The 23,022-nt window shown below is 72.7% G+C and carries 22 protein-coding genes; 17 read left to right on the top strand and 5 right to left on the bottom strand.

Annotated features, from left to right (window positions below):
• Positions 1 to 21: 21 nt before the first annotated feature.
• Together ACIBEJ_RS36005 and ACIBEJ_RS36000 are read left to right on the top strand one after the other, a co-directional pair.
• Positions 22 to 1,287 (top strand): serine/threonine-protein kinase, encoded by a 1,266-nt coding sequence (locus ACIBEJ_RS36005; protein ID WP_397187388.1) that lies wholly within the window; start codon positions 22 to 24, stop codon positions 1,285 to 1,287.
• A 175-nt stretch (positions 1,288 to 1,462) separates the two neighbouring features.
• Positions 1,463 to 2,413 (top strand): hypothetical protein, encoded by a 951-nt coding sequence (locus ACIBEJ_RS36000; RefSeq protein ID WP_397187387.1) that lies wholly within the window; start codon positions 1,463 to 1,465, stop codon positions 2,411 to 2,413.
• Between the two features lie 139 nt (positions 2,414 to 2,552).
• Here the strand turns inward: ACIBEJ_RS36000 and ACIBEJ_RS35995 are convergent, their stop codons facing one another.
• Positions 2,553 to 3,266 (bottom strand): hypothetical protein, encoded by a 714-nt coding sequence (locus ACIBEJ_RS35995; protein WP_397187386.1) that lies wholly within the window; start codon positions 3,264 to 3,266, stop codon positions 2,553 to 2,555.
• Positions 3,267 to 3,390: 124 nt separating this feature from the next.
• On the opposite strand from ACIBEJ_RS35995, the gene ACIBEJ_RS35990 reads away from it, so the two are divergent.
• The 8 genes from ACIBEJ_RS35990 to ACIBEJ_RS35955 are packed head-to-tail and all read left to right on the top strand — an operon-like array spanning position 3,391 to position 11,437.
• Positions 3,391 to 4,506, top strand: coding sequence for a hypothetical protein (locus ACIBEJ_RS35990; RefSeq protein WP_397187385.1), 1,116 nt, complete (start codon positions 3,391 to 3,393; stop codon positions 4,504 to 4,506).
• Entirely contained in the window at positions 4,506 to 6,008 is a 1,503-nt protein-coding gene (locus tag ACIBEJ_RS35985; protein WP_397187384.1) for an Hsp70 family protein, read from the top strand. The genes ACIBEJ_RS35990 and ACIBEJ_RS35985 overlap by 1 nt, the downstream gene beginning before the upstream one ends.
• Positions 6,005 to 6,439 carry a nucleotide exchange factor GrpE gene (locus tag ACIBEJ_RS35980; protein ID WP_397187383.1) on the top strand — a complete coding sequence of 145 codons (435 nt, stop codon included), beginning with the start codon at positions 6,005 to 6,007 and terminating at the stop codon, positions 6,437 to 6,439. Before ACIBEJ_RS35985 ends, ACIBEJ_RS35980 begins: the two co-directional genes overlap by 4 nt.
• Positions 6,436 to 8,937 carry an FtsK/SpoIIIE domain-containing protein gene (locus ACIBEJ_RS35975; protein WP_397187382.1) on the top strand — a complete coding sequence of 834 codons (2,502 nt, stop codon included), beginning with the start codon at positions 6,436 to 6,438 and terminating at the stop codon, positions 8,935 to 8,937. Before ACIBEJ_RS35980 ends, ACIBEJ_RS35975 begins: the two co-directional genes overlap by 4 nt.
• On the top strand, positions 8,934 to 9,422 hold the full coding sequence (locus tag ACIBEJ_RS35970; protein ID WP_397187381.1) for a hypothetical protein: 489 nt from the start codon (positions 8,934 to 8,936) through the stop codon (positions 9,420 to 9,422). Before ACIBEJ_RS35975 ends, ACIBEJ_RS35970 begins: the two co-directional genes overlap by 4 nt.
• Positions 9,423 to 9,683, top strand: a complete 261-nt coding sequence (locus ACIBEJ_RS35965) for a hypothetical protein (protein WP_397107920.1) — start codon at positions 9,423 to 9,425, stop codon at positions 9,681 to 9,683.
• A gap of 1 nt (position 9,684) precedes the next feature.
• Positions 9,685 to 9,954, top strand: a complete 270-nt coding sequence (locus ACIBEJ_RS35960; protein WP_397187380.1) for a hypothetical protein — start codon at positions 9,685 to 9,687, stop codon at positions 9,952 to 9,954.
• Positions 9,944 to 11,437 (top strand): protein kinase, encoded by a 1,494-nt coding sequence (locus tag ACIBEJ_RS35955; protein WP_397187379.1) that lies wholly within the window; start codon positions 9,944 to 9,946, stop codon positions 11,435 to 11,437. Before ACIBEJ_RS35960 ends, ACIBEJ_RS35955 begins: the two co-directional genes overlap by 11 nt.
• Here ACIBEJ_RS35955 and ilvD read toward each other — a convergent pair.
• Entirely contained in the window at positions 11,417 to 13,270 is a 1,854-nt protein-coding gene (ilvD, locus tag ACIBEJ_RS35950; RefSeq protein ID WP_397187378.1) for a dihydroxy-acid dehydratase, read from the bottom strand. The genes ACIBEJ_RS35955 and ilvD overlap by 21 nt on opposite strands.
• 121 nt (positions 13,271 to 13,391) lie before the next feature.
• Between ilvD and ACIBEJ_RS35945 the strand changes: the two genes are divergently transcribed.
• Positions 13,392 to 16,121: a hypothetical protein gene (locus ACIBEJ_RS35945; RefSeq protein WP_397187377.1), complete on the top strand. Its 2,730-nt coding sequence runs from the start codon at positions 13,392 to 13,394 to the stop codon at positions 16,119 to 16,121.
• Here the strand turns inward: ACIBEJ_RS35945 and ACIBEJ_RS35940 are convergent, their stop codons facing one another.
• Positions 16,122 to 16,898, bottom strand: a complete 777-nt coding sequence (locus ACIBEJ_RS35940; protein ID WP_397187376.1) for a thioesterase family protein — start codon at positions 16,896 to 16,898, stop codon at positions 16,122 to 16,124.
• Positions 16,899 to 16,971: 73 nt separating this feature from the next.
• Here ACIBEJ_RS35940 and ACIBEJ_RS35935 point away from each other — a divergent pair, with 73 nt between their 5' ends.
• The gene (locus ACIBEJ_RS35935; RefSeq protein ID WP_397187375.1) at positions 16,972 to 17,709 is read left to right on the top strand and encodes a TetR/AcrR family transcriptional regulator; all 738 of its coding nucleotides are present in this window, start codon (positions 16,972 to 16,974) and stop codon (positions 17,707 to 17,709) included.
• Here ACIBEJ_RS35935 and ACIBEJ_RS35930 read toward each other — a convergent pair.
• Positions 17,636 to 18,313: a nuclease-related domain-containing protein gene (locus ACIBEJ_RS35930; protein ID WP_397187374.1), complete on the bottom strand. Its 678-nt coding sequence runs from the start codon at positions 18,311 to 18,313 to the stop codon at positions 17,636 to 17,638. The two genes, ACIBEJ_RS35935 and ACIBEJ_RS35930, sit on opposite strands and share 74 nt — an antisense overlap.
• Here ACIBEJ_RS35930 and ACIBEJ_RS35925 point away from each other — a divergent pair.
• The 3 genes from ACIBEJ_RS35925 to ACIBEJ_RS35915 all read left to right on the top strand — a co-directional run bounded on the left by ACIBEJ_RS35925 (position 18,312) and on the right by ACIBEJ_RS35915 (position 20,767).
• Positions 18,312 to 18,440 (top strand): hypothetical protein, encoded by a 129-nt coding sequence (locus tag ACIBEJ_RS35925; RefSeq protein WP_397187373.1) that lies wholly within the window; start codon positions 18,312 to 18,314, stop codon positions 18,438 to 18,440. The two genes, ACIBEJ_RS35930 and ACIBEJ_RS35925, sit on opposite strands and share 2 nt — an antisense overlap.
• 169 nt (positions 18,441 to 18,609) lie before the next feature.
• A complete protein-coding gene (locus ACIBEJ_RS35920) occupies positions 18,610 to 20,016 on the top strand; it encodes an amidase (RefSeq protein ID WP_397187371.1) in 1,407 nt (468 codons plus the stop codon).
• Between the two features lie 55 nt (positions 20,017 to 20,071).
• On the top strand, positions 20,072 to 20,767 hold the full coding sequence (locus tag ACIBEJ_RS35915; protein WP_397187370.1) for a winged helix-turn-helix domain-containing protein: 696 nt from the start codon (positions 20,072 to 20,074) through the stop codon (positions 20,765 to 20,767).
• On the opposite strand, the gene ACIBEJ_RS35910 is transcribed toward ACIBEJ_RS35915, so the two are convergent.
• Entirely contained in the window at positions 20,764 to 22,233 is a 1,470-nt protein-coding gene (locus tag ACIBEJ_RS35910; protein WP_397187369.1) for a serine/threonine-protein kinase, read from the bottom strand. The genes ACIBEJ_RS35915 and ACIBEJ_RS35910 overlap by 4 nt on opposite strands.
• Positions 22,234 to 22,322: 89 nt before the next feature.
• Between ACIBEJ_RS35910 and ACIBEJ_RS35905 the strand changes: the two genes are divergently transcribed.
• Together ACIBEJ_RS35905 and ACIBEJ_RS35900 are read left to right on the top strand one after the other, a co-directional pair.
• The gene (locus ACIBEJ_RS35905) at positions 22,323 to 22,613 is read left to right on the top strand and encodes a hypothetical protein (RefSeq protein ID WP_397187368.1); all 291 of its coding nucleotides are present in this window, start codon (positions 22,323 to 22,325) and stop codon (positions 22,611 to 22,613) included.
• A gap of 4 nt (positions 22,614 to 22,617) precedes the next feature.
• Positions 22,618 to 22,980 (top strand): DUF5130 family protein, encoded by a 363-nt coding sequence (locus ACIBEJ_RS35900; RefSeq protein WP_397187367.1) that lies wholly within the window; start codon positions 22,618 to 22,620, stop codon positions 22,978 to 22,980.
• Positions 22,981 to 23,022: the final 42 nt, after the last annotated feature.

Raw genomic sequence — 23,022 nt, 5'->3', positions numbered from 1 at the left:
GCCGGTGTTAGCGTTGAAGGCGTGCTCGGTTCGGGGACCACACTCAACGATCGCTACCGGCTGACCAGCAGGATCGGCGGTGGCGGCATGGGCGAGGTCTGGCGTGCCACCGACACGGTGCTCGGCCGCGAGGTCGCACTCAAGGTGCTCACGCCCGCCCTGAGCGAGAATCCCACCTTCGCCCAGCGCTTCCAGAACGAGGCGCGGGCCATGGCCACCCTGCGCCACCCCGGCGTCGTCGACGTCTACGACTACGGCCTGGCCAAGGTCGGCGAGCGCACGCTGAGCTACCTGGTGATGGAGTACGTCGAGGGCGAGTCGCTCGACCGGGCGCTCGACCGCGAGCCGCTCACCTTCGCCCACACGATGCGACTGGTCGCCGAGGTGGCCGACGCGCTGTCCGCGGCCCACGCCCAGGGCATCGTCCACCGCGACGTCAAGCCGGGCAACCTGCTGCTGCGGCCCGACGGCCGGGTGGCGCTGACCGACTTCGGCATCGCCCACTCGGTCTCGGCCGGCCAGCTCACCGCCACCGGCGCGATGCTCTGCTCGGCCGGCTACTGCGCGCCGGAGATGGCCACCGCCAGCGACGTAACGCCCGCCGTCGACGTCTACGCGCTGGGCGTGGTGGCCTACGAGTGCCTGACGGGGCGGCTGCCGTTCGACGGCGACACCCCCGTGCAGATCATCTACAAGCACCTGCACCAGCCGCCGCCCACGCTGCCCGACGACATCCCGCCAGGACCGCGCGCGGTGGTCGCCAGGGCGCTGGAGAAGACGCCCGACCGGCGCTGGGCCTCGGCCGCCGACATGGGCGAGGCCGCGCGCAGGGCGCTGGCCGACCCGCACGCCTCGCCCGCGCCGCGCCGCCGCCGCGCGCTGGTCGGCGCGCTGACCGTGGCGGCCGCGGTGCTGGCCTCGGCGGCCGTGGTGGGCTCGCTGTGGCTACGGCCCGCGACGCCGCTGGAGCAGCAGAGCGTCCTGCCGCCGGGCAGCAACGCCACCGTGGCGCCGCCGACCGAGCGCGAGCAGGTCAAGGGCAAGCCGGCGCTGCCGCCCGCCAAGACCTCGCCCACCCCCAAGCCGACACCGACGGCCACGAACGAGCCCGAGCCGACGCCGACGCGGCCGACCCCCACGATCACCCCCACGGCCGAGCCGACCCCGACCGCGGAGCCCACGCCCACGGCCGAGCCCACGACGCCGGGGCCGCAGGAGCCCACCGTCGAGCCCACCGGCGGGACGCCGGGCGAGATTCAGTGTGTCCGCGAGCCCTGCCCGTCGTGATGGGTGGCGCCCGCCTTCGGGTTCAGATCAGTCCAGTGCATGTCCATGACACGTAGTGCATCGCTCCTGGGCCCCGCCGACCATCTCTAAGCTTGCAGGGTGACCGTCTGGACAGACCGCACGGCCTCCGATCAGGGGGACACGGGCGGTTTCAAAGCCGTGAGAGAGTGATCGCGTGGATACGACTCGTGATCTGCTCGTCGCGCTGGCCCGCCGCTACGCCTTCGCCGACCTCGGTGCGCTCGCCTCCGACGAGGAGGTGGCGGCCGTGTGCGAGTTCGGGCAGCGGCTGCTCTCGCTCGACGCCGAGGACTTCGCCGTCGAGGCGCGTGGCGTGCCCGCCGACCTGCGGCGCCGGGCGCGGGCCTGCCACATGCCGCAGACGCCGCGGGAGATGCCGCGCGGCGCGCTGGAGTCGCTGCGCCCCGCCTACGGCCTGCTGCTGGAGGTCATCGCGATCCGGTGGCACCGGCGCGAGCTGAGCCCGATGATCGCCGCCGTGCACATCGCCAGCGAGTACCTGCCGCTGCTGGCCTTCGAGCCCCAACTGGGCCACGCGGGCGACCCGGCGCGCTGGCCGGCCGGGCTGAGCGCGGACGGCAGCAGGTTCGGCGTGATCGGCGACCGCGACTGCGACCACACCAAGTCCGAGCAGTCGGCCACCAACCGCACGCTGCGGGTGGCCGGCGAGCCGCCCGAGGGCTGGCGGGCCTACTTCGACCGCCAGCACAGCCAGGTCGCCGGCGCGCTCGCGGTGTGCGTGGCCACCTGCCGCAAGCCCTGCACCGCCATGGACTGGATCGCTCCCGAGCCGCGCCGCGACCTCGGCACCCGCGCCCGCAGCGCGCTCGCCTTCGCCGAGACCCCTCTGGTACGGCTGCGCCACGCCGCCCCGGTGGGCCACGGCTTCGGCGTCCCCTCGCCGGAGGAGGTGCTCGACGCGTGGGAGCGCAGCAGGGCGGCGCTGGACAAGAACGACGTCGGGGCGGCGGCGCTGAAGGACGACGGCTTCCCGCTGCCGGGCCTGCCCGCCCTGTTCTCCGCGATCGCCGACCACCCCATCGCGCCCGCGACCCTGCTGCACGGCGTCAGCGAGCACGTGGCAGGGCTGCTTTTGCGCGGCTGACAGCCGACGCATGTGGCCGGACTGCTTTGCGCGGGTGACAGCCGAAGCACGTGGCCGGACTGCTTTGCGCGGGTGACAGCCGAAGCACGTGCCGGGGCTGCTCCTGTGGGCTGACGGCCGATCGCACGTGGCGGGGCGGCTACTCCGGGGGGAGCAGGACCAGGTGGGCCGGGGTGATCAGGCCGAAGCGGAGCGCGTGGCTGACGATCGAGCGGGGCTTCCAGTCGACCCCTGCCCCCTGGCCGGGCGGCTGGAGGCGGAACTTGGTCCCGGCCAGGAAGTCCACGTGGTAGTTGACGGCCGACCTGCTCAGTCCGAGCGCGGCCAGCCGCCGGCGTACCTCGGGGACGCTCGGCACGCGGTCGCGGGCCGGATCGCGGAGCTGAGGCTCGCACAGCGCGGCGAGCACGAGGAAGTACTTGGCGGCGGGATCGAGCGGGTACGGCTGCGCCGTGCTGGTGGCGCCGCCGGAGTCGTGCTCGGTGGCCAGGCGGCGCTTGAGCGGCGCCAGCACGAGGAAGGTGAGCTGGTCCTGGCGGCCGGGCACGCGCACCCTGGCCGTCTCGAACGGGATCGGCGCGTCGACGGTGCCGGGCGAGAGCCGGACGAATCCGCCGCCCTCCAGGTTCTCCACGACGTAGGCGTAGCGGCGCGACAGGTTGGAGATCTCCCAGTAGTCCTTGACCGCCCGCAGCGTCCCGGCCTTGCGGGAGACGGCGGGGTCGTCGAGCGGCAGGTCGACCGGGGTGTCGGCGGTGCCGCGCCCGAAGCTGATCGACTCTCCTGGACGCAGGTGCCGGGTCTCGACGTCCGTGCTGCCCTGGAAGTCGCGCTGGACCGTGATCACTTCCACGACCGGAGCATAGGCCGCCGTCGCGCGTGACATAACGTCATCTTCTTGCCATTGGCCGCAACAGCACTGGCGGGCCGCGATCGTGCTTCCGAGCATGGAGATCCCCCGGTCATGGAGACGCGGCATGGACAACTACTACGCCATCGTCGGCGCGGCGCGTAACGACCCGGCCGACGTCATCAAGAAGAAGATCACCAACGAGCTCCGGCAGTGGCAGAAGCGCACCAACAGCTCCGACCTCAGCAAGCGGCAGGAGGCCGAGCGGAAGAGGGATCTGCTGTCCAAGGCCGGCGAGGTCCTGCTCGACGACGCCCGGCGGCAGGCCTACGACCGGCAGCTCGACGCGTTCCTGGCCTCGGGCGGCGGGTCCCAGGCGCCGGTCGTCGCCCCCTCGGCGGGCGGCGACTGGCTGGACCAGGCTCGCGGCTACCTGGCCGTCGGCGACTACAACTCCGCCGCCTACTGCGCCCGCGAGGCGCGCAACACGCTCGGCGCCTCCGCCGAGGTCTGGAGCCTGTTGGCACGTGCCAACGCGGGCCTGGGAAACCTCAGCGACGCGCTGTACGAGGCGCAGCAGGCCACCTCCCTCGACCCGGCCAGCCCCGACAGGCAACTGGAGCTCGGCGGCGTCTACGAGGAGCTGGAGCAGTGGGACCGGGCGCTGGCCTGCTACGAGCAGGTCAACCGGCTGAGCGGCGACTCGGAGGAGGCCGACCTGGGCATCGCCTCCGCGCTGGCCAACCAGGGCCGCTTCGCCGAGGCCATCCCGGTGCTGGAGAAGCTGCACGTCCACGGGTCCAACCAGCGCATGGCCGCGTACTACCTGGCCGACGTGCTGCTCGCGCACGCCGAGACGATCCCGGTGGTCAAGGAGGACGACGGCTACTTCATCACCTCGGCAGAGGAGATCGCGCAGATCAGAAGGGTGCTGTACCGGGTCAGGATGCTGAGCGACGACCAGGAGATCATGATGCGCCTGGCCGACCAGGAGCAGTACCTGGCTGCGATGGAGACCAAGCACCTGTTCGGCGTCACCGGCTGGAAGATCACCAAGACCGTGATCCTCTGGGCGGTCATCGCCTTCGTCATCACCGGCTTCATGAGCAATCTCGGGACCGGCGGCTTCTTCCTGGGCCTGCTCGTCGGGGGCGGCCTGGCCTGGCTGCGCGTCCATCTCCAGATCCGCAACCACTACCTTCCGCAGTGGCGCATCAACGCCAAGATCAAGCGAGGGCGCTGATGGCGGTCATCGGCATCGACCTCGGCACCACGTACTCGGCCACGGCCGTCGTGCGCGGCGCCGCCCCGGAGATCCTGGAGAACCGCGAGGGCGAGCGGCTCACGCCCTCGGTCGTGGTCTTCGAGAACGGCACGCCGCTGGTCGGCGTGGAGGCCAAGCGGCTGGCCGCCGTGCTGCCCGACGACTGCGTGGAGTTCGTCAAGCGGAAGATGGGCGAGCCGGGGTCGGCGTACGTGGACGCCGACGGCAAGGAGTACCGGCCGGAGGAGGTCTCCGCGCTGATCCTCAAGCGGCTGGCCGCCGACGCCGCCATGCAGCTCGGCGAGGAGGTCAGGGACGTGGTCGTCACGGTGCCCGCCTACTTCGACGACGCCCGCCGTACCGCGACCAAGGACGCGGGGGAGATCGCCGGGCTCAACGTGCTCGGACTGATCAACGAGCCCACCGCGGCCGGGATCGCCTACGGGCTCAACAAGCAGCAGAGCGGCGTCTTCCTCGTGTACGACCTGGGCGGCGGCACCTTCGACGTGACGATCATGCGGGTGACCGGCGCCGAGTTCGACATCATGGCCACCGGCGGCGACCGCAACCTCGGCGGCTTCGACTTCGACAACCTGCTCATGGGCCACGTCGCCGGCCGCATCCGCGACCAGGGCGGGCCGGAGGTGCGCGAGTCCGACCAGGGCGAGGCGGAGCTGCGCGGCCAGTGCGAGCAGGCCAAGCGGCGCCTGACCAGCGTGCCGCAGACGATCGTGCGGGTCAGCGCCGGCGGCGCGGGCTTCCAGGTGCCGGTCACCAGGGCGGAGTTCGAGGAGCTGACCGCGAGCCTGCTCAGCCGTACCGAGGTGACGGTCGAGGAGGTCATGGAGAAGGCGCGCGTCGACTGGCCGCAGATCGACCGGATCCTGCTCGTGGGCGGCTCGACCAGGATGCCGATGGTCAGCGCGATGGTGCAGCGCATGTCCGGCCGGGTCCCGGACATCGGCATCAACCCGGACGAGGCGGTGGCGCTGGGCGCGGCCGTGTACGCCGACACGCTGGGCGCGGCGGCCGGGGGCGCCATCGCGCGCATCCCGGTGTCGGTCAGCGACGTGACCTCGCAGAGCCTCGGCACGATCGCGCTCAACGAGCGCAACATCGCGCAGAACTCCATCATCATCCCGGCCAACTCGAAGATCCCGGCGAAGCGGGAGAAGAGCTACTACACCGTCCAGCCCGGCCAGCGGGTGGTGGACTTCGAGCTGACCGAGGGCGACGACGAGGACCTGCGCTACGTGACCGTCCTGAAGTCGGCGGAGCTGCTCCTGCCGCCCGGCCTGCCGGACGAGGCGGAGATCCGCGTGGTCATGGCCTACGACATCGACGGCGTCGTCCACGCCGAGGTGTTCCTGGGCGCGACCGGCCAGTCGCTGGGCGCCCTGGAACTGCAGCGGGACAACAACCTGGGCGCCCACGCCGTGGAGCAGATGCGCAACGCGATGCGCGACCTGGAGATCCTATGAGCGAGGAACTGTCCGAGAAGCTCGACGTCCTGACCGACCTGTTCAAGCGGCGCCTGTCCGACGACCGGGACAAGCGCATGCTGCTGGAGGAGCAGGCCCGCCGGATCCAGCAGGCGGAGGGCGGGCTCTTCCGCGACCTGCAACTGCCGCTGGTGCTCGGCGTGGCCGCCGTCATCGACCGGATCGACCGCCACCCGGGAGAGGATCGGGAGTTCGCGCTGGACATCAGGGACGAGCTGATCGAACTGCTCGCCGTCAACGGCATCCGCGAGGTCGCCACCGACTCCGGCTTCGACCGCGCCACGCACGAGGCGGCCGCCGCGCGCCCGGAGGAGGGCGTCGAGCCCGGCACCGTCCTGGAGGTGTGGAGCCGCGGCTACGCCCGGCACGGCTGGGTGTTCCGTCCGGCCAGGGTGGTCGTGGCGCTGTGAGCGGCGTCGCGCACCGCGAGGCGGCGATCAGGGGACTGGTCGCGGCCTACCGCGCCTACGCGCCCGTGGCCAGGCAGGTCGCGGCCGAGGCGCAGCTCGCCGCGGAGCGCGACAGGCAACACGCCGTACGGCAGGCCGAACGCACGGCCGAGGCCGAACGGCACCGGATCCAGGCCGCGGTGCGGCGGGCGATGGACGGCGCGAGGGAGACGGCGGCTGCCACAACCGCGGAACTCGCGCCAGGAGTCGCCGGCCTGCCCTTCTCCGGGGCCGAGTGGGGGTCTCTCGGCACCGCGGCCCCTCCACATCTGCGGGTCGGCGTCTGCGGCGAGGTGCCGGTCGTCGTCCCGCTGCTGCCCACCGCGGGCTGGTACGCCGCGGGGGACGGCGCCGCCGGCCTGGTCCTGGGCGCCGTGCTCAGGACGGTGGCGGCCACGCCGGCCGGCCGGGTCCTGGTGGACTCCTACGACCCCAGGCTGACCGGGGCGCTCGGGGTCTTCGGCGAGGCGCTGCCCCGCTCGCTGTCCGGCGCGGGCGAGCTCGCCGAGCGGATCGGCGACCTGGTCCGGACCCTGCACGAGCGGGCCCAGCGCATCGCCCGGGCGGGTGGGTGCGGGTTCGAGGAGCTGGCGGAGCCGTACCGGCTGATGGTTCTGCTCGACTATCCGGCGGGGGTGGACGAGGCGGTGCAGCGGGACCTGCTGCGGGTGGCGGAGTCCGCGGCCGGGCGGGGCGTGTGCTTCCTGGTCCAGTACAACGCGGCGATCCAGCCCGAGCGCGGCGTGGAGCCCGAGCGGCTGGCCGCGCTGCTGCGCCGGATCGAGGCGGGGCGCGAGCGGATCGCGGTGGCCGGGCTGGAGGGCGTGGCCTGCCGTCCCGACCGGCCGCCCGGGGCCGAGCTGTTCGCGGCGGTGGCGGGGGCCGCGACGGGGGCGGAGCTGCCGCGGGTGCCGTTCGCGGGGACGCTGCCGCCGCGCCGCGAGTGGTGGACGCGGGTGGAGAAGGGCGAGGGCCTGCGGATCTCGGTCGGCGCCGAGGGGCGCGAGCCCGCCTGGGTACGGCTCAGCAGCAGCAACCCGCCCCTGCCCAACATCCTCATCGGCGGCTCGGCCGGTCAGGGCAAGTCGAACCTGCTGCTGGTGCTCATCCACGGTCTGGCGGCCCGCTACTCCCCCGCCGATCTGGAGATGTACCTGCTGGACTTCAAGCAGGGGCTGGAGTTCGAGCGGCTGGGCGGCGAGCGCTGGCTGCCGCACGCCCGCGTGCTGGGCGTCTTCAGCGACCGCGAGTTCGGCCTGGCGGTGCTGCGGCACGTCCACGAGCAGATGGAGCTGCGCAGCGAGACGTTCAAGCGGCTGCGCGTGACCGACGTCGCCGGCATGGACCCGGGCCCCGACCGCCCGCCGCGCCTGCTGCTGGTGCTGGACGAGTTCCAGGTGATGCTCGCCGAGGACGACGCGATCGCCGACGAGGCCATCGCCCTGCTGGAGAAGCTCGTCCGGCTCGGCCGCGCCTACGGCGTCCACGTCGTGCTGGCCACCCAGACCATCGAGGGCATCCAGCGCCTGGCCACCAAGCGCGAGGCCGTCTTCGGCCAGGTGCCGAACCGGATCGTGCTCAAGACCACCGCCGCCGACTCCCAGTCGCTGCTGTCCGCCCACAACACGGCCGCCGCCGCGCTGCGCCACCGCGGCCAGGCCGTGCTGAACGACGACTACGGCTCCCCCGAGGCCAACCGGGTCGCGCTGATCGCCCACGCCCGCGAGGAGGAGCTGGCGGCGCTGCGGGCCGAGCTGTGGCACCACGCCCGCGCCGAGCGCCGCCCGCGCGTGTTCAAGCAGGACGAACCCGCCGACCTCGCGACGCTGCTGCACCACCCGGTGGAGTCCGGCCCCGGCCTGGTCCGCCCGTGGGTGGGGGTGCCGGTGGCCGTCACCGAACGCCCCGCCGCCTTCGACGTGCGCCAGGAGCCCGGCGCGGGCCTACTCGTCCTGGGCGACGACGCGGCCGCCGCGCGCGGCGTGCTGGCCGGGCTCAGCGCCTCGATCGGCAAGGCCCGCCCGGCCGACCGGTTCGTCTGGCTGGACGGGCTGGAGGAGGCGCGGGCCATCCCCGGGCAGCTCGCCGAGCTGCGCGAGGAGATCCGCGGGCGCGAGGGCGGCGAGCCGTGGATCCACGTGCTCGGCTTCGGCATGCACCGCGCCAGGATGCGCCCCGGCGACGACTTCACCTCGCCCGCCGACACCCTGCGGGAGATCGTCAAGGAGGGGCCGGACGTGGGCGTCTTCTTCTACGGCTGGTGGAACCGCATGAACGTGTGCACCGAGCATCTCGGCTTCGAGCGCTGCCACGTCAACTCCTACCTGTTCCTGCGTCACCCGGTCGAGGCCGTGCAGCAGGTGTGCGGGCCGCTGGTCGCCTGGTCGGCGCGGCCGGGCAGGGGGCTGCTGCACGACGGGCTGTCCGGCGAACCGCTGCCGGTGGTGATCTTCGGGTGAGCGCGTGGGAGGACTACACCGAGGCGCTCGGGGTGCTGGCGCGGGCGGCCGAAACCGGGCGTGGCCGGCTGGACGCCGTCGAGGCCAAGGCGGAGCAGGCGGTCTCCGCCGCCGGGAAGCGGCTGGCCACCGCCGTACAGGAGAGGCGGCAGGTGGAGCGGCGGCTCGCGCAGCTCGACGGGCTCTGCCACAAGGTCATGACCGAGGGCGAGGTGCCGCGCGAGGGTGCCGCGGACCGCTTCGACCTGGGCACGCCCTCGACGGCCAGGGCCGTGCTGGCCACGCTCGACCGGCTGGAGGAGGGGCTGAACGAGAGCCTCGCCGAGCTGCTGGCGGCCCGCTCCCTGGCCGCCGACACCGCGCCGCCACCTCCGCCGCCGCCGCGGCCCGCGGCGCCGCCGTCCCCGCGACCGGTCCTGGCCTACGCGCTCATCGGGGCGGTCGCGCTCGTCATCGTGCTGGTCCTCGTGATCGGAGTCGTCTAGATGTCCCAGATCCAGCAGGTCAAGCAACAGCTCCACGACGTCGCCTACCAGTCCAGGCAGGCGGCGGGCGGCATCCAGGCCTTCGACGTGAAGTTCTCCCAGGCCGTCGCCCGCGTGCAGGAGCTCATCGGCGGCTCGGCCACCGCCGCCGACAAGCAGATCATCGCGGTGCTGCAGGAGGCGTCGCGGGCGGTCAAGGCCGCGGCCGGCTCGCTGCACAGCGCCGCCAAGACCGCGACCGACTACGCCAACCGGGTGTGAGATGGACGGCTCGGAGTTGGAGCGGATCGCGCGGGCCCTGGTGGCGAGCCTGGGGCAGGCCGACCGGATCGCGGCCGAGCTCTACGTCGCCGCCGGGCGCATCACCCGCCTGGCCGCGCTGGTGGGCGCGTTACCCGACCCGGGCGCCTGGGCCACCGCCTCGATGCTGAGCTCGGCGGCGGCCAAGTGCGTGCTGGCCGCCAACCTGCTCCGCCAGGCCGGCCGGATCGGCGCCGAATGGGCCAGGCAGGCGGTCTGGCGTGCAGGCTGACCTGCGTCCTGGCGACGCCCGCCACGTCGGCGGCTACGAGATTCTCAACCGGCTCGGCGAGGGCGGCCAGGGCCTGGTCTACCTGGGCCGCTCCCCCTCCGGCGAGCTGGCCGCCATCAAGGTGCTGCGCGCCGGCTGGACCCACGACCCCGAGGCGCGCAGGCGCTTCGCCGGCGAACTGGCCGCCGCGCTCAAGGTGCCGAGGGCCTGCACCGCGGTCATCCTGGACGCCGACATCGACGGCGACCTGCCCTACATCATCAGCGAGTTCGTCAACGGCCCCTCGCTGGACACCGCGGTCAAGCGGGACGGCCCGTTCTCCGGCGCCGCGCTCGAACGCCTGGCGATCTTCACCTCGACCGCGCTGGCCGCCATCCACGGCGCCCGCATCGTGCACCGCGACTTCAAGCCCGCCAACGTCCTCATCGGCCCCGACGGGCCGCGCGTGGTGGACTTCGGCATCGCCCGCGCGCTGGAGGCCACCGACGTCTCCCGCCACACCCAGATCGGCACGCCGCCGTACATGGCGCCCGAGCAGTTCGGCGGGGGCCCGCTCGGGCCGAAGGCGGACGTGTGGGCGTGGGGCGCCACGATGGTCTTCGCCGCGTCGGGCCTGCCGCCGTTCGGGACGAGCGGCCACTTCGCCGCGCTGGCCCACCGCATCGCGCACGCCGAGCCGGAGCTCGGCCCGCTGTCCGGCACGCTGCGCACGCTCGTCGAACGCTGCCTGGCCAAGCAGGCCGCGCGCCGCCCGACCGTGATGGAGCTGTTCCAGGCCCTCGTCGGGTACGGCGAGCCCGCCCAAGCCGCGGCGCACCCCGCGGGCGCGCCCGGCACGGTCTCGGCCGCGCCCGAGCACGTGCTGCCGTTCTACTTCGTCTGCGACGAGTCGGCCTCGATGATCGGCGAGCCGCTCGACGCGGTCAACGCCGGGCTGGAGGCGCTGCGGCTGGAGATGTCACGCGCCCCCGCCGCCACCCGGCTGTGCGTGATCGGCTTCTCGGGGACCGCGGAGGTGCTGCTCCCGCTGGCCGACCTGGGCACGCTGGACGTGCTGCCGCAGTTGCGCGCCCGCGGCGGCACCCGCTACGGCCCCGCCATGGAGCTGCTGCGCGCCACCATCGAACGCGACGTCTTCCTGATCAAGGCCGCGGGCGGCACCGTCTACCGTCCCACGGTGTTCTTCCTGTCCGACGGCAGGCCCAACGACGAGAGCTGGACCACCTTCTACCGCGACCTGCTCTCGCCCGCCTTCACCGCCCGGCCGAACGTGATCGCCTTCGGCGTGGGCGACTGCAACGCCGAGACGATCCGGCAGGTCGCCACCCACGGCGCCTTCCTCGCCGACCACACCCGCCCGGTCGGCGCGGCGCTGAAGGAGGTGGCCACGGCGCTGACCACCTCCCTGCTGACCTCGCGCGGCAAGCTGGTGATTCCCGAGCAGGTGCCGGGCTTCGCCTCGCTACCGCTGGACGAGGTGTGAGGAGAGCTGCGTCAGGTCGCGCGAGGCGCCCGTCGAGGCCGACGTGGTCATCGCCGCGTAGGCCTGCAGCGCCGCGCTCACGGGCCGCTTGCGGTCGCGCGGGCGGTAGCCGCCCAGCTCGGCCAGCAGGCGCTCGCGGCGGGCGGCCAGCTCGGCCTCGGGCACGCGCAGCTCCAGCACGCGGTTGGGGATGTCGATGTCGACGATGTCGCCGTCCTCGACCAGCGCGATCGCGCCGCCCTCGGCCGCCTCGGGCGAGGCGTGGCCGATCGACAGCCCGGAGGTGCCGCCGGAGAAGCGGCCGTCGGTGACCAGCGCGCAGACCTTGCCGAGCCCCTTGCCCTTCAGGAACGAGGTCGGGTAGAGCATCTCCTGCATGCCGGGGCCGCCCTTGGGGCCCTCGTAGCGGATGACCACGACGTCGCCCGCCTTGACCTGGCCGCCCAGGATGCCGTCGACCGCCTGCTCCTGCGACTCGAACACCACCGCGGGACCGGAGAACTTCCAGATCGACTCGTCCACGCCGGCCGTCTTCACCACCGCGCCGTCGCGGGCGATGTTGCCGTAGAGCACGGCCAGGCCGCCGTCGGCGGTGTAGGCGTGCGCGCGGTCGCGGATGCAGCCCTCCGCGCGGTCGAGGTCGAGGTCGTCCCAGCGGTTGTTCTGGGAGTAGGGCTTGACCGTGCGCACGTTGCCGGGCGCGGCGTGCCACAGCTCGGTGGCCTCGGCCGTGACGCCGGGCGAGGCGGGGTCCCACTCCTCGATGAGCGTGCCGAGCGTGCCGCCGTTGACCGTCGGCACGTCGCGGTGGAGCAGACCGGCGCGGTCGAGCTCGCCCAGGATGCCGGGGATGCCGCCGGCGCGGTGGACGTCCTCGATGTGGTACTTGTTCGTGGCCGGCGCCACCTTGCACAGGCACGGCACGCGCAGCGAGATCTCGTTGATCTCCTTGAGCCCGAAGTCGACCTCGGCCTCGCGGGCCGCGGCCAGGATGTGCAGGATCGTGTTGGTGGAGCCGCCCATGGCCACGTCGAGCGTCATCGCGTTCTCGAACGCCTCGCGGGTGGCGATCGCGCGTGGCAGCACGCTGGCGTCGTCGTCCTCGTAGTAGCGCTTGGCCAGCTCGACGATCGTGCGGCCGGCGTCCTCGAACAGCCGCTCGCGCCGCTTGTGCGTGGCCAGGATGGTGCCGTTGCCGGGCAGGGCCAGGCCGATGGCCTCGGCGAGGCAGTTCATGGAGTTGGCGGTGAACATGCCCGAGCAGGATCCGCAGGTCGGGCAGGCGTTCTCCTCCATCTCCAGCAGCTCGGCGTCGGAGACGCTCTCGTCGGCCGAGGCGATCATCGGGTCGATGAGGTCGAGCTTCTTGCCGGGCGTCTTGCCGGCTTCCATCGGCCCGCCGGAGACGAAGACGGTCGGGATGTTCAGCCGCATGGCGGCCAGCAGCATGCCCGGCGTGATCTTGTCGCAGTTGGAGACGCAGATCAGGGCGTCGGCGCAGTGGGCCTCGACCATGTACTCGACCGCGTCGGCGATCAGCTCGCGGCTGGGCAGCGAGTAGAGCATGCCGCCGTGGCCCATCGCGATGCCGTCGTCCACGGCGATCGTGTTGAACTCGCGCGGGATCGCGCCGGCCTCCCTGATGGCCCCCGCGACCACCTCGCCGACCTCGCGCAGGTGGACGTGGCCCGGCACGAACTGGGTGAAACTGTTGGCCACCGCGACGATGGGCTTGCCGAAGTCGCTCCCGGCTACGCCGGTCGCCCGGAGGAGGGCCCGGGCTCCGGCCATGTTCCTACCGTGGGTGACCGTACGTGACCTGAGGGCGGGCATTGAGCTTCTCCCATCGTGAGTGAGTCTTCACATGGTACGGCCATCGCCCGACAGCTGAGACGCCTGTCCACCGCTCGGGATAACAATGACAAGATCAGCCGGGGGTGCTATCGAGGTTCGCATGACTTCGGGGCGCGTCGAGTCCGACCTCACGGCCAGGGTCGGCAACTTCATCCACACGATCGACCGGTTATGCCGGCGACCGGCCCGCGGGGAGGGCGTGCAGGACTCCCCGCACGTGCCCGCCGGGTTCGAGCGGCAGGAGGAGGAGCCGCAGGAACGCCCCCAGCACACCGGCCGCCGCGGCATCCCGATCATGCGCCTGCGCAACGCGGGCGACTGGCCCGAGTTCCTGGTCAGGGACGCCGACGCGGCGCGGCCGGTCATCTCCGCGCGCATCCGGCGCTCCAAGCCGGAGATCGCCCCCGGCGACACCGTGCCGGTCATCCTGGCCAGGATCGTCGCCGACCTGGGCGCCGACGCGGAACGGCGCTCGTCGGCCGACGGCAAGCTCAGGCGCGTGCCGGGGCTGCGCTTCCCGCGCTACCGGATGACGGTGAAGGTGCTGGCCGCCTGGACGGCCCGGCACGCCGACGCCGGTCCCGACGCCGAGGAGGCGGCCCGCGAGGCGCTGCGCGCGGTCGACCGTACCTGGGGCTGGGGCATCGAGGCGGCCGAGCGGGGCGGCGAGAACGTGCCGTTCCCGTTCAACGTCCTGCTCAGTCTGGCGCCGCCGTTCCTGCACGACTGGCGGCTGAGCGGGCGGGCGCCGCTGCTCAGTGGGCGGCTGCGCGCGCTGCGCTCGGCGCTGGCCAAGGACACGGCCAAGGCCGGGCTGCCCGCCCTGCTTGCCGACCTCGACCCCGCCGACTCCGCGCGGGTCGACCGGCTCCTGCTGTCGGCCTTCCTCGACGACCTGAGCCGGCAGTACCGGCGTACGCCGCTGCACGTGCGGGGCGCCGGGCACGTCTTCTACCCGCTGCTCCTGCTCAACGAGCACGGCGGCGAGCTGGTCGAGCTGATCGCGGAGCGGCGCGCGGACCTGGAGTCGTTCGACCCGGTCGTGGTGGTGACCTACCTGCCGGGCGAGGACCCGCCCAGCGGCGAGGAGGAGGACCCGGTCTCGGCGCTGATCCGGTGGCGGCGCGAGCTGGTCGCCTCCGGGCGGGCCGCGGCGCTGCGGGTGCTGCGCGAGCCGCTCGACGTGCGGGCGCCCGGCCTGCCGAAGGACCCGGTGGTGCTCGGCACCGCCAGCCGGTTCTGGGTGCCGCCCAGCAGGAAGCCGCCCTGGTGGTCGACGCCGCTGGCGATCGCGCTGTTCTGGAGTGTGCTGGCCGGGGCGGCGGGCGCGTACGCGGGGCAGACCGTGGCCTGGCAGCGGACCTCGTGCGCGACCGGCCTGTGGGCGCCGTGGGCGGAGTCGGGCAGGCAGCTCATGGGCGCGGAGTGCGTGGGCGTGGCCGAGCCCGGCTACCTGTTCACGCCGAGCACCCCGGAGATCGCCCAGGTGCACCGGCGTATCCACCAGGAGAACCTGCGGGCCGCGGCGCTGCATGAGGAGGAGGCGCAGGCGGCGCGGCCGTACGTGACGATCGTCTATCTCGCGGCGCTCACCTCCGGCAACCGCGACTCGCTCGCCGCGGTGCGCGAGGGCCTGGCGGGGGTGGCGATCGCGCAGAAGAACCAGAACGACTCCTCCGGCGCCAGCGAGCCCATCGTCCGGCTGCTGGTCGCCAACGGCGGCGGCCGCATGCAGCACGGCGAGGCCATCGCCCGGCTGCTCGTCTCCTCCAGCGAGGCGGAGGCCCCCATCGTCGGCGTCGTCGGGCTGGACCAGAGCCGGCAGCAGACCGTGGCGACCATCCACGCGCTCGGCAAGGCGGGGCTGCCCATGGTCGCCTCGACGTTGTCCGCCGACCGGCTGGTGGAGGAGTCGCCGTTCTACTTCCAGGTCGCGCCGCAGAACCGGCGGCAGGCCGCCGTGGCCGCCGCGTTCGCCACCACGCTCGGCCTGCCGCGGCGGGCGCGCGTCTACTACTCCCACGACGTCAGCGACTACTACAGCGACAACCTGCGCAAGCAGGTGGCCGCGCGCTTCGCCGAGGCCGGGTTCGCGGTGGAGAGCCGCCGCTTCACCCCCATCGGCAGCGCCAAGCCGGGCCCCGGGGACCCCAACGAGCACCCCTACGCGGGCGAGCCCCGTCAGGCAGGGGTGAGCGCGTGCGACGCGAAGGGCCTGGTGTACTTCGCCGGGCGCGGCATCCCCGACTTCCAGTCCTTCATCAAGGGCGTCAACGAGACCTGTCCGGGCGCCCCGCCGGCGATCCTGGCCGGCGACGACATCACCCGCTACGCGGCCGACGTACGGCTGCGCGCCGAGGTGGGCCAGGTGCCCTTCTACTACCAGTCGTTCGCCGTCGCGCCCAACCGGTGCGGCCAGCCGCAGCCGCACGACTTCTACGACCAGCTCTTCCGCACGTTCACCTTCGAGTGCCAGGAGCCCGGGGCCGGCCGCACGCTCGACGGGCACGCCGCTCTGTCCTACGACGCCGCCGAGACGCTGATCACCGCGATCCGCCGGCTCGGCGGCCCGGTACGGCACGCGGTCCCGGTCAACTCCTACACGGTGTGGCGGCAGCTCAGCATGCTGCACACGTCCTCGGGCCCGGCGATCCAGGGGGCGACGGGCGGCATCGACTTCGGTGGCGGGACGGCCCGGCAGTACCCGCGCGACAAGCCCGTCCTCATCCTGCGCGTCAAGGGCGCCGAGCGGCCCGAGCAGGTGGGCGCCTGCGGCCCGCCCGCCGCGTCGAGTTCCTGGTGTTCCAAGGTGGCCGAGAAGTACCGGTGATCAGCCGGGCAGGCGGACCGCGGCGAGCTGGGTGGCCTGCGCCACGAGGCGTCCCTTGTCATCCCAGACGTGGGCGACCTGGTCGATGCGGTCGCCGCCCACGTCGGTGGCCTCCAGCTTGACCCGCACCGGGCCAGGCGCGGGCAGGCGGCGGATGTAGGCCGAGAGCTGGATCGTCGGCATCCAGCCGGGCAGCCCCAGGTCGAAGGTCACCGGCGGGACCGGGTCGAGGGCCACGAGCAGGCTGAGCGGGTCCCAGTCGGAGCCGTCGCCGAGGCGCTGCCAGGTGGCGATCACGCCCTTCTTGCTCGGCTGCCCGAAGGCGAAGGCGAGGTGCTCGGGGTGGATGCGCTCCTCGACCACGCCCATCAGCGGCACGGGGAACGGCGCGCCGGGCGGCTCGACGGGCGACAGGAAGCAGTCCTGCTCGGGCGGCAGGTCCACCGGCTCCGAGGCGGTCCACCAGGGGCCGGAGTCGTCGAGGCGGCCCAGCGTGATCAGCGCGGAGACGCGGGTCCTGCCCTCCTGCGACAGGTCGGCGCGTACCTGGGCGACGCTCTTGCCGACGCGCAGCCTGGTCACGCTCACCTCGGCGTGGCCGAAGCCGGGCGGTTCGACGAAGGCGCCGCTGACGGCGGTCACGTGGGGGTGCCCGGCGCCGGCCTCGGCGACGGCCGCCCGGCCCAGGACGGCCAGCAGGTAGCCGCCGTGCAGTTTGGTGCCGACGGCCCACTGGGGGTCGAGGGTGGCGGCGTACCCGCCGCTTTGGGCCGTCACAGCGGTCGCATCCCGAAATATCGCCATGCGATCAGGTTGACATCGTTAACTTAACAACGTCAATGTGAGATGCGTGACCAGGACCAGAGCCCGGCGTGGCGAGGGAGCACTGCTGCGCGAGGAGATCCTGCGGGCCGCCGAGGACCTGCTCGCCGAGTCGGGCGCCGAGGAGGCGCTGACGCTGCGGGCGGTCGCCGCCCGCGCGGGCGTGTCCACGCCGTCGGTGTACCTGCACTTCGCCGACAAGGAGGCCCTGCTGGAGGCGGTGTGCCTGCGGGTGTGGGACGAGCTGGGCCGGCTGTTCCGCGAGAACGACCACGGCGACCCGTTCCGCGCCCTCGGCCGCTGCGGCCGGGCCTACGCGCGCTTCGCCCTGGAACATCCCGTGCAGTACCGGGTGCTGCTCATGCGGCCGCCCCTGAGCGAGCGCGAGGCGGTGCCGGCCGCCGCTGCGGCCTGTTTCGGGCACATGGTGGCGGTCGTCGAGCGGTGCGTGGAGTCGGGCATCCTGCGCGGCGACCCGCGGCGGCTCGCGCTCACGCTGTGGTCGTCGGTGCACGGGTGCGTCGCGCTGGTGCTGGCGCAGCCGGACTTCCCGTGGCCCGACGTGGACGAGCTGGTCGACCAGGCCGTGGTCGTGGCGGGCTTCGGCAGCGCGATGCTGTCCAGGGTGCCGCCGACGGGGATCCCGGCCAGCGCCGAGCTGGCCGGGGACCTGGACGAGCTGGCCGAACGGCTCAGGCGTCGCCGTAGCGAGGAGGAAGGACGCTCTCCGCGATCTCGTAGAGGCGGTCGATCTCTTCCTGGGTGAGCGCGTGCTCCCGCTTCGTGATCCACTTGCGGGCGCGGGTGCCCTCGTAGACGTCCACGCCGCGGATGTTCATGACCTTCCACGGCACCGGCGGGCCGTAGATCGCCAGGGAGGGCACGACGGAGACCTCGCGGCCGAACGCCTTGGTGATCAGCTCGCTGGCCTGCGCCGCCTCCCACTTGGCCTCGGTGATCCTGGGCTTCATGTCGAAGGGGCCGTGGAAGAGCTTCTTGCCCATCTGCACGCGTACCGGCAGCCGCTTGTCCCACTTCTCCGAGTCGACCGCGTACACGCCGGTGGGGCCGATGACCAGGTGGTCGATCTGGGCCTCGCTGCCGGGGATCGCGCGGGCGTGGAGCGTGCGGTAGCCGCTGCGTTCGAGCCGCTTGAGCTGGCCTTCCGTACGGCGCTCCGCCACGGAGGACCGGCGCCAGGCGGGCACGGACGAGGCCGATCTGGCGCGGTAGACGGTGTCGGCGATGGCCGCCACGATCGCGGCGGTGACGCCGATCCGCCAGTCACGGGCGAAGATCCCGACGACCACGCCGACCCCGATCGCGATCAGCGCCCGGTTGCGCAGCCGGCGGTATCGCGGCTGCCGCATGAGCACGCGCAAGGAGGTGCGCTCGATGGGGGCATACGTCGACGCGGGCGCCGCGGCCGGCGGCTTCTGGCTCGCGCGGGCCTCTTCTTCCGGCCTGTCGCTCACCCAGATCGGTGACGTATTGTGACCGTCTTCTCGCTGGAGGTCGGAGTCCACGTAACTCAAGGTAGCTTGCTGATCGTCGGGTTTCCTAGTGTTAGGGCGTCCATACTTTTATGGCCCAGGTCATCGTGTTCCTCGTCCGATTTCCGGGTATCTATTACATTCTCCGCTAGAGATCCCTACTGTTCAGTAGTGTGAGTGCGATTCACGATCTCTCGGCGCTTGACCAGGGCAAAGCGATCAGGAACGGCGAGCTGTCGCCGGTCGAGCTGACCCGTCACTACCTTGATCGAATCGACCGTCTCGACGCCGAGGTCGGCGCGTACGTCACCGTCACCGCGGAGCGGGCGATCGCGCAGGCACGGGAGCTGGAGAAGGCGGCGCCCGACGGCCCGCTGGCCGGCGTGCCGGTGCCGATCAAGGACCTGAACCTGGTCAAGGACGTCCCGATCAGCTTCGGATCGGCCGCCTACCAGGGGTTCGTCGCGCCGGTCGACGACACCGTGGTCGAACGGCTGCGCGCGGCCGGCACGATCATGCTCGGCAAGACCTCGACCCCCGAGTTCGGGCTGCCTTGCTACACCGAGACATATGTGTCACCTCCCGCCCGCACGCCGTGGGACCTCACGCGCTCGGCCGGCGGTTCGAGCGGCGGCGCGGCGGCGGCCGTGGCCGCGGGCCTGGCCCCGGTCGCGCAGGGCAGCGACGGCGCGGGCTCGATCAGGATCCCGGCCGCCGCGTGCGGCCTGTTCGGCATCAAGCCGACCCGCGGCCGCATCAGCTTCGCCCCGATCATCCCCGACCTCGCGGGCATGTCGACGAACGGGCCGATCGCCCGGACCGTCGCCGACGCCGCGGCCCTGCTCGACGTGATGGCCCACAACAACCCCGGCGACCTCTACCTCCCGCCGCCGCACGAGGGCACGTTCCTGGAGTGCGCCACCCGGCCGCCGGGACGCCTGCGCGTCGCCCGCTACGCCGAGCCCGTGGTGCCGGGCGCCGAGGTCGATCCCGAGGTCATGGCGGCCTACGAGGAGGCGTCGAAGACGCTGGCCGCGCTCGGGCACGAGGTCGTCGACATCGCGCCGCCGTTCGGGGCCGAACTGGTGCCGCAGTTCGTGACCCTCTGGTACTCCTTCGCCTGCATGCACCCGGTCGCCGACGACAGGCAGGACACGCTCCGGCCGCTGACCAGGTGGCTGCGCGAGCGCGGCTTCGCCACCCCCGCCCCGTCCTTCCTCCAGGCGCAGTCGGCGCTCCAGCTCGCCACGCGGATCGCGCTCACGGTCACCAACGCCTACGACGCGATCCTCACCCCGACGCTCACCCAGCCGCCCCGGCCCGTCGGCTGGTTCGAGGAGGGCGAGGACCCGGAGCTGACGTTCGAGCGGATGAAGCGCTTCGCCGCCTTCCCGGCCATCTACAACGTCTCCGGGCAGCCCGCGGTCAACCTGCCGCTCTACTGGACCGAGGACGCGTTGCCGATCGGGGTCATGCTGGCCGGCCGTACCGGGGAGGAAGGGGTGCTGATCTCCTTGTCGGCCCAGGTCGAGGCGTACCGGGGCGGATTCTGGGGTGATCGGCGGCCCGGGGTCTGGTAAACCCTGGAAGCTTACAGATGGCTGCATAGAGGGCGAGGACGTTACAACCATGGCCATGCGCACCGTTCTCATCCAGACCGACACGGCCGTGGCGGCCGAGCTCAACCCCGGCGAAACCGCCACGTTCGGCCGCGGCGCCGACGACGTCCCCGTGGACATCGTGATCGCCGACCGGGCCGTGTCGCGCATGGCCGGGCGCATCACCGCGGTCGACGACTACTGGCTGATCGCCAACCTCACCACCGACCGCACCTACGTGGTCGAGAACCCCGAGGGCGGCGGCGAGTTCGTCAAGGTGCCGCCGCAGCGGATGGGCATGCCGGTGCCGTTCGAGTTCTCGCGGGTGATCCTTCCCGCCGAGCACGGCACGACCGGCTTCCTCGTCTTCGCCCCCGAGCACGTGTACGGCAAGGCCGCCACCGTGGCCGGCTCCGGCGCGACCACCATGGGCGTGTTCCCGCTGGACCGGACCGCCAAGTACTTCCTCATCCTGGTCGCGCTGTGCGAGCCCAGGCTGCGCGACCCGTCCAGCACGGTGGTGCCGACGGTGCCGCAGCTCATCGAGCGGCTGTCGGGGCACGACCTCACCAGGAGCGGCGCCAACTTCCACATCGACTACCTGGCCAGGACGAAGCTTCGGGTGAAGCAGGCCGAGGACGGAGGCAAGGCCGACTGGCAGCGTGCCGCCCTGATCAATCTGGCGCTCCGGTTCAACCTGGTGGTGGACACGGACCTGCGGTTGCTGCCTTAGCGCTTGCGGTACTCATCCCGATATTTCATGATCCGATCCACGCGCTCCTTCGTGAACGGCGGCACGCCCTTCGAGCGTTTCATCGGCTCCACCCCCGACAGGAAGAGCGCGGCCAGGTTCGCGGCGGGATCGCCGGGGATGTTGGAGATCTGCTGGCCGAGGACGCAGAAGAAGCGGCCCATCGACTGCACCGACAGCTCCACACTGTACGGCGGGCGCGGCTCCGGCTGGTTGAGGCCGCCCGGCTGCCAGTGGCGCAGCACACGGGGCGTCCAGCGGGCGATGCCGAACTCGTCCTTCTCCTTGTCGCTCAGGTTGGGGTCGAAGTCGCTCATGACCTTCAGCACCGCCGCGACCAGCGCGGGCGACAGGCCCTTGATGTCGGCGCACCACGTGCCCGCCTCGACGATCGCCTGGCGGTACTGCTTGGGCACCGGGGCGTCCGGGCGCAGGTCGTTCTGGGGCAGTTCCTCCAGGCTCGTGGTGGAGGCGCCGGTTCCCGGCGTGGGCGGCTCGGGACCGCCGCCGCGGGTCAGGATCACCGCCACGACCGCGCCCGCGACCACCACGGCCGCTCCTCCCGCCAGCAGCGGCCTGCGCCACGAACGGCGGCGCGGTTCGCCGGCCCGCCCGGGAGGTTCCTGGGCCAGGCCGTGGTCCTGGGGGTCGGCGACCAGGGCGGGATCGGTGCCGCGCAGGGCCGCGTCGAACTCGGCCACGCTCTGCCAGCGCCGGTCCGGGTCGGGGTCGATGGCCTTCATGACGGCCGTGCTGACCCGTTCCGGGACCTCGGGGCGCAGGCGGTGGGGCGCCAGCCGTACCGCGCCTGAACCGGGAACCTGGCCCGTGAGCAGGTGATAGGCGAGGGCCCCCAGCCCGTGCACGTCGGCCCGCTCGTCGGGCGCGCCGTCGAGGCGCATCTGCTCGGGCGCCATGTAGCCGGGCGTGCCCGCGGCGATCGTGTGGCTGGTGGCGTCGGCGAGCGCCCGCGCGACACCGAGGTCGGCCACCATCGCCCGCTCGCCCCCGCCCGTAACCGAACGGAACAGCACGTTGGACGGCTTGAGATCCCGATGCACGATGCCGAGCTGGTGAAGCTCCCCCACACCGCCGGCGATCTCGCCGACGAGCCGCAGCACCTCGGGCACCGGCAGGGGCCCGTCCGCGAGGCGTCCGGCGAGAGTCCCCATGTCCGCATAAGTCATGACAAAGTACGGCCTGCCGTCTGGAAGCTCCCCGATGTCGTGGACCTGGACGATGTGCGGCGAGTCGGCCTGGCGCAGCAGCCGGGCCTCCTTGACGAACCGCTCCCGCACCGCGGGCTCCACCGACCAGTTCTCGGCGAGCACCTTGATGGCGACGTACGACTGCAGCCGGTCGTCCCGCGCCAGCCACACCGACGCGAAGGCGCCGGCGCCGAGGGCACGCTCAACCGGATACCGACCGATCGATTCAGGTGTGTCCACAGCAGTTTTGACCTCTTGTGGGGGATCTTGGTTCAGACTCTCTCACAAGAGGTCTGGCCGGGCAGCCGAACCGGGATTACGGTCAGGGTGTGAGCAGCGCGTGGCAGATCCTCGGCTTCCTCATCGGGGCCTCCCTCGTCATCTTCGTGCTGATCAGCCTGCTCGTCATGGCGCCGGGGCGCGGTACGGCCCGCAGGGCGGCGGAGGGGCCGGTCTGGCTGGGCGGGCCGTCCAGAAGCGAGCACGGCGTCAGCACCTCCGACCTGGTGCTGGCCGACCGGCCCGCCCGCTGGGCGCCCGCGCCGGAGGTCGACTGGGCGGCCGCGGCCGAGACCGCGGAACCGGGCAGGAACATCGGCGGAGCGACGGCGGGATGGTGAGACCATGCGTGTGCTGACCGCGGGCCAGGCCGACGACCTGCGCCAGGCGCTCCAGCTCGCCGAGCGCCGAAGCGGGCTGCGTTTCGGCGTCTACCTCGGCAAACCCGTCGGCGCCCGTCGCCACTTCGCCGAACGCCTGCACGCCGCGCTCGGCGACGACGCCGAGAACGGGGTGGTCGTCCTGGTGGACGTGGAGGGCAGGGCCCTGGAGATCGTGACCGGCGAGAACGCCAGGCAGCGGCTGTCGGACGGGGCCTGCCGGCTGACCGCGATGTCGATGGCGACCGCGTTCAGCGTGGGCGACCTGGTCGGCGGCCTCCTGTACGGCATCGCCGCCCTGGGCGAACAGGCGACCGCCCGGCGTTGACCACGTCCCTCCCCTGAAACCCTCCAGGCTGTGCGCCTTCCC

It is taken from the genome of Nonomuraea sp. NPDC050790 (genome assembly GCF_044456745.1).
Lineage (GTDB): Bacteria > Actinomycetota > Actinomycetes > Streptosporangiales > Streptosporangiaceae > Nonomuraea.
Note: the sequence above shows the minus strand (reverse complement) of the source record. Positions and strands in the feature narration are given on the sequence as shown.

Excerpts from the sequence above, each read along its gene's own strand:
- ACIBEJ_RS35990 (WP_397187385.1), top strand. The coding sequence starts at position 3,391 with ATGGACAACTACTACGCCATCGTCGGCGCGGCGCGTAACGACCCGGCC.
- ACIBEJ_RS35985 (WP_397187384.1), top strand. The coding sequence starts at position 4,506 with ATGGCGGTCATCGGCATCGACCTCGGCACCACGTACTCGGCCACGGCC.
- ACIBEJ_RS35980 (WP_397187383.1), top strand. The coding sequence starts at position 6,005 with ATGAGCGAGGAACTGTCCGAGAAGCTCGACGTCCTGACCGACCTGTTC.
- ACIBEJ_RS35965 (WP_397107920.1), top strand. The coding sequence starts at position 9,423 with ATGTCCCAGATCCAGCAGGTCAAGCAACAGCTCCACGACGTCGCCTAC.
- ACIBEJ_RS35960 (WP_397187380.1), top strand. The coding sequence starts at position 9,685 with ATGGACGGCTCGGAGTTGGAGCGGATCGCGCGGGCCCTGGTGGCGAGC.
- ilvD (WP_397187378.1), bottom strand. The coding sequence starts at position 13,270 with ATGCCCGCCCTCAGGTCACGTACGGTCACCCACGGTAGGAACATGGCC.
- ACIBEJ_RS35945 (WP_397187377.1), top strand. The coding sequence starts at position 13,392 with ATGACTTCGGGGCGCGTCGAGTCCGACCTCACGGCCAGGGTCGGCAAC.
- ACIBEJ_RS35925 (WP_397187373.1), top strand. The coding sequence starts at position 18,312 with ATGAGCACGCGCAAGGAGGTGCGCTCGATGGGGGCATACGTCGACGCG.
- ACIBEJ_RS35930 (WP_397187374.1), bottom strand. The coding sequence starts at position 18,313 with ATGCGGCAGCCGCGATACCGCCGGCTGCGCAACCGGGCGCTGATCGCG.
- ACIBEJ_RS35915 (WP_397187370.1), top strand. The coding sequence starts at position 20,072 with ATGCGCACCGTTCTCATCCAGACCGACACGGCCGTGGCGGCCGAGCTC.
- ACIBEJ_RS35900 (WP_397187367.1), top strand. The coding sequence starts at position 22,618 with ATGCGTGTGCTGACCGCGGGCCAGGCCGACGACCTGCGCCAGGCGCTC.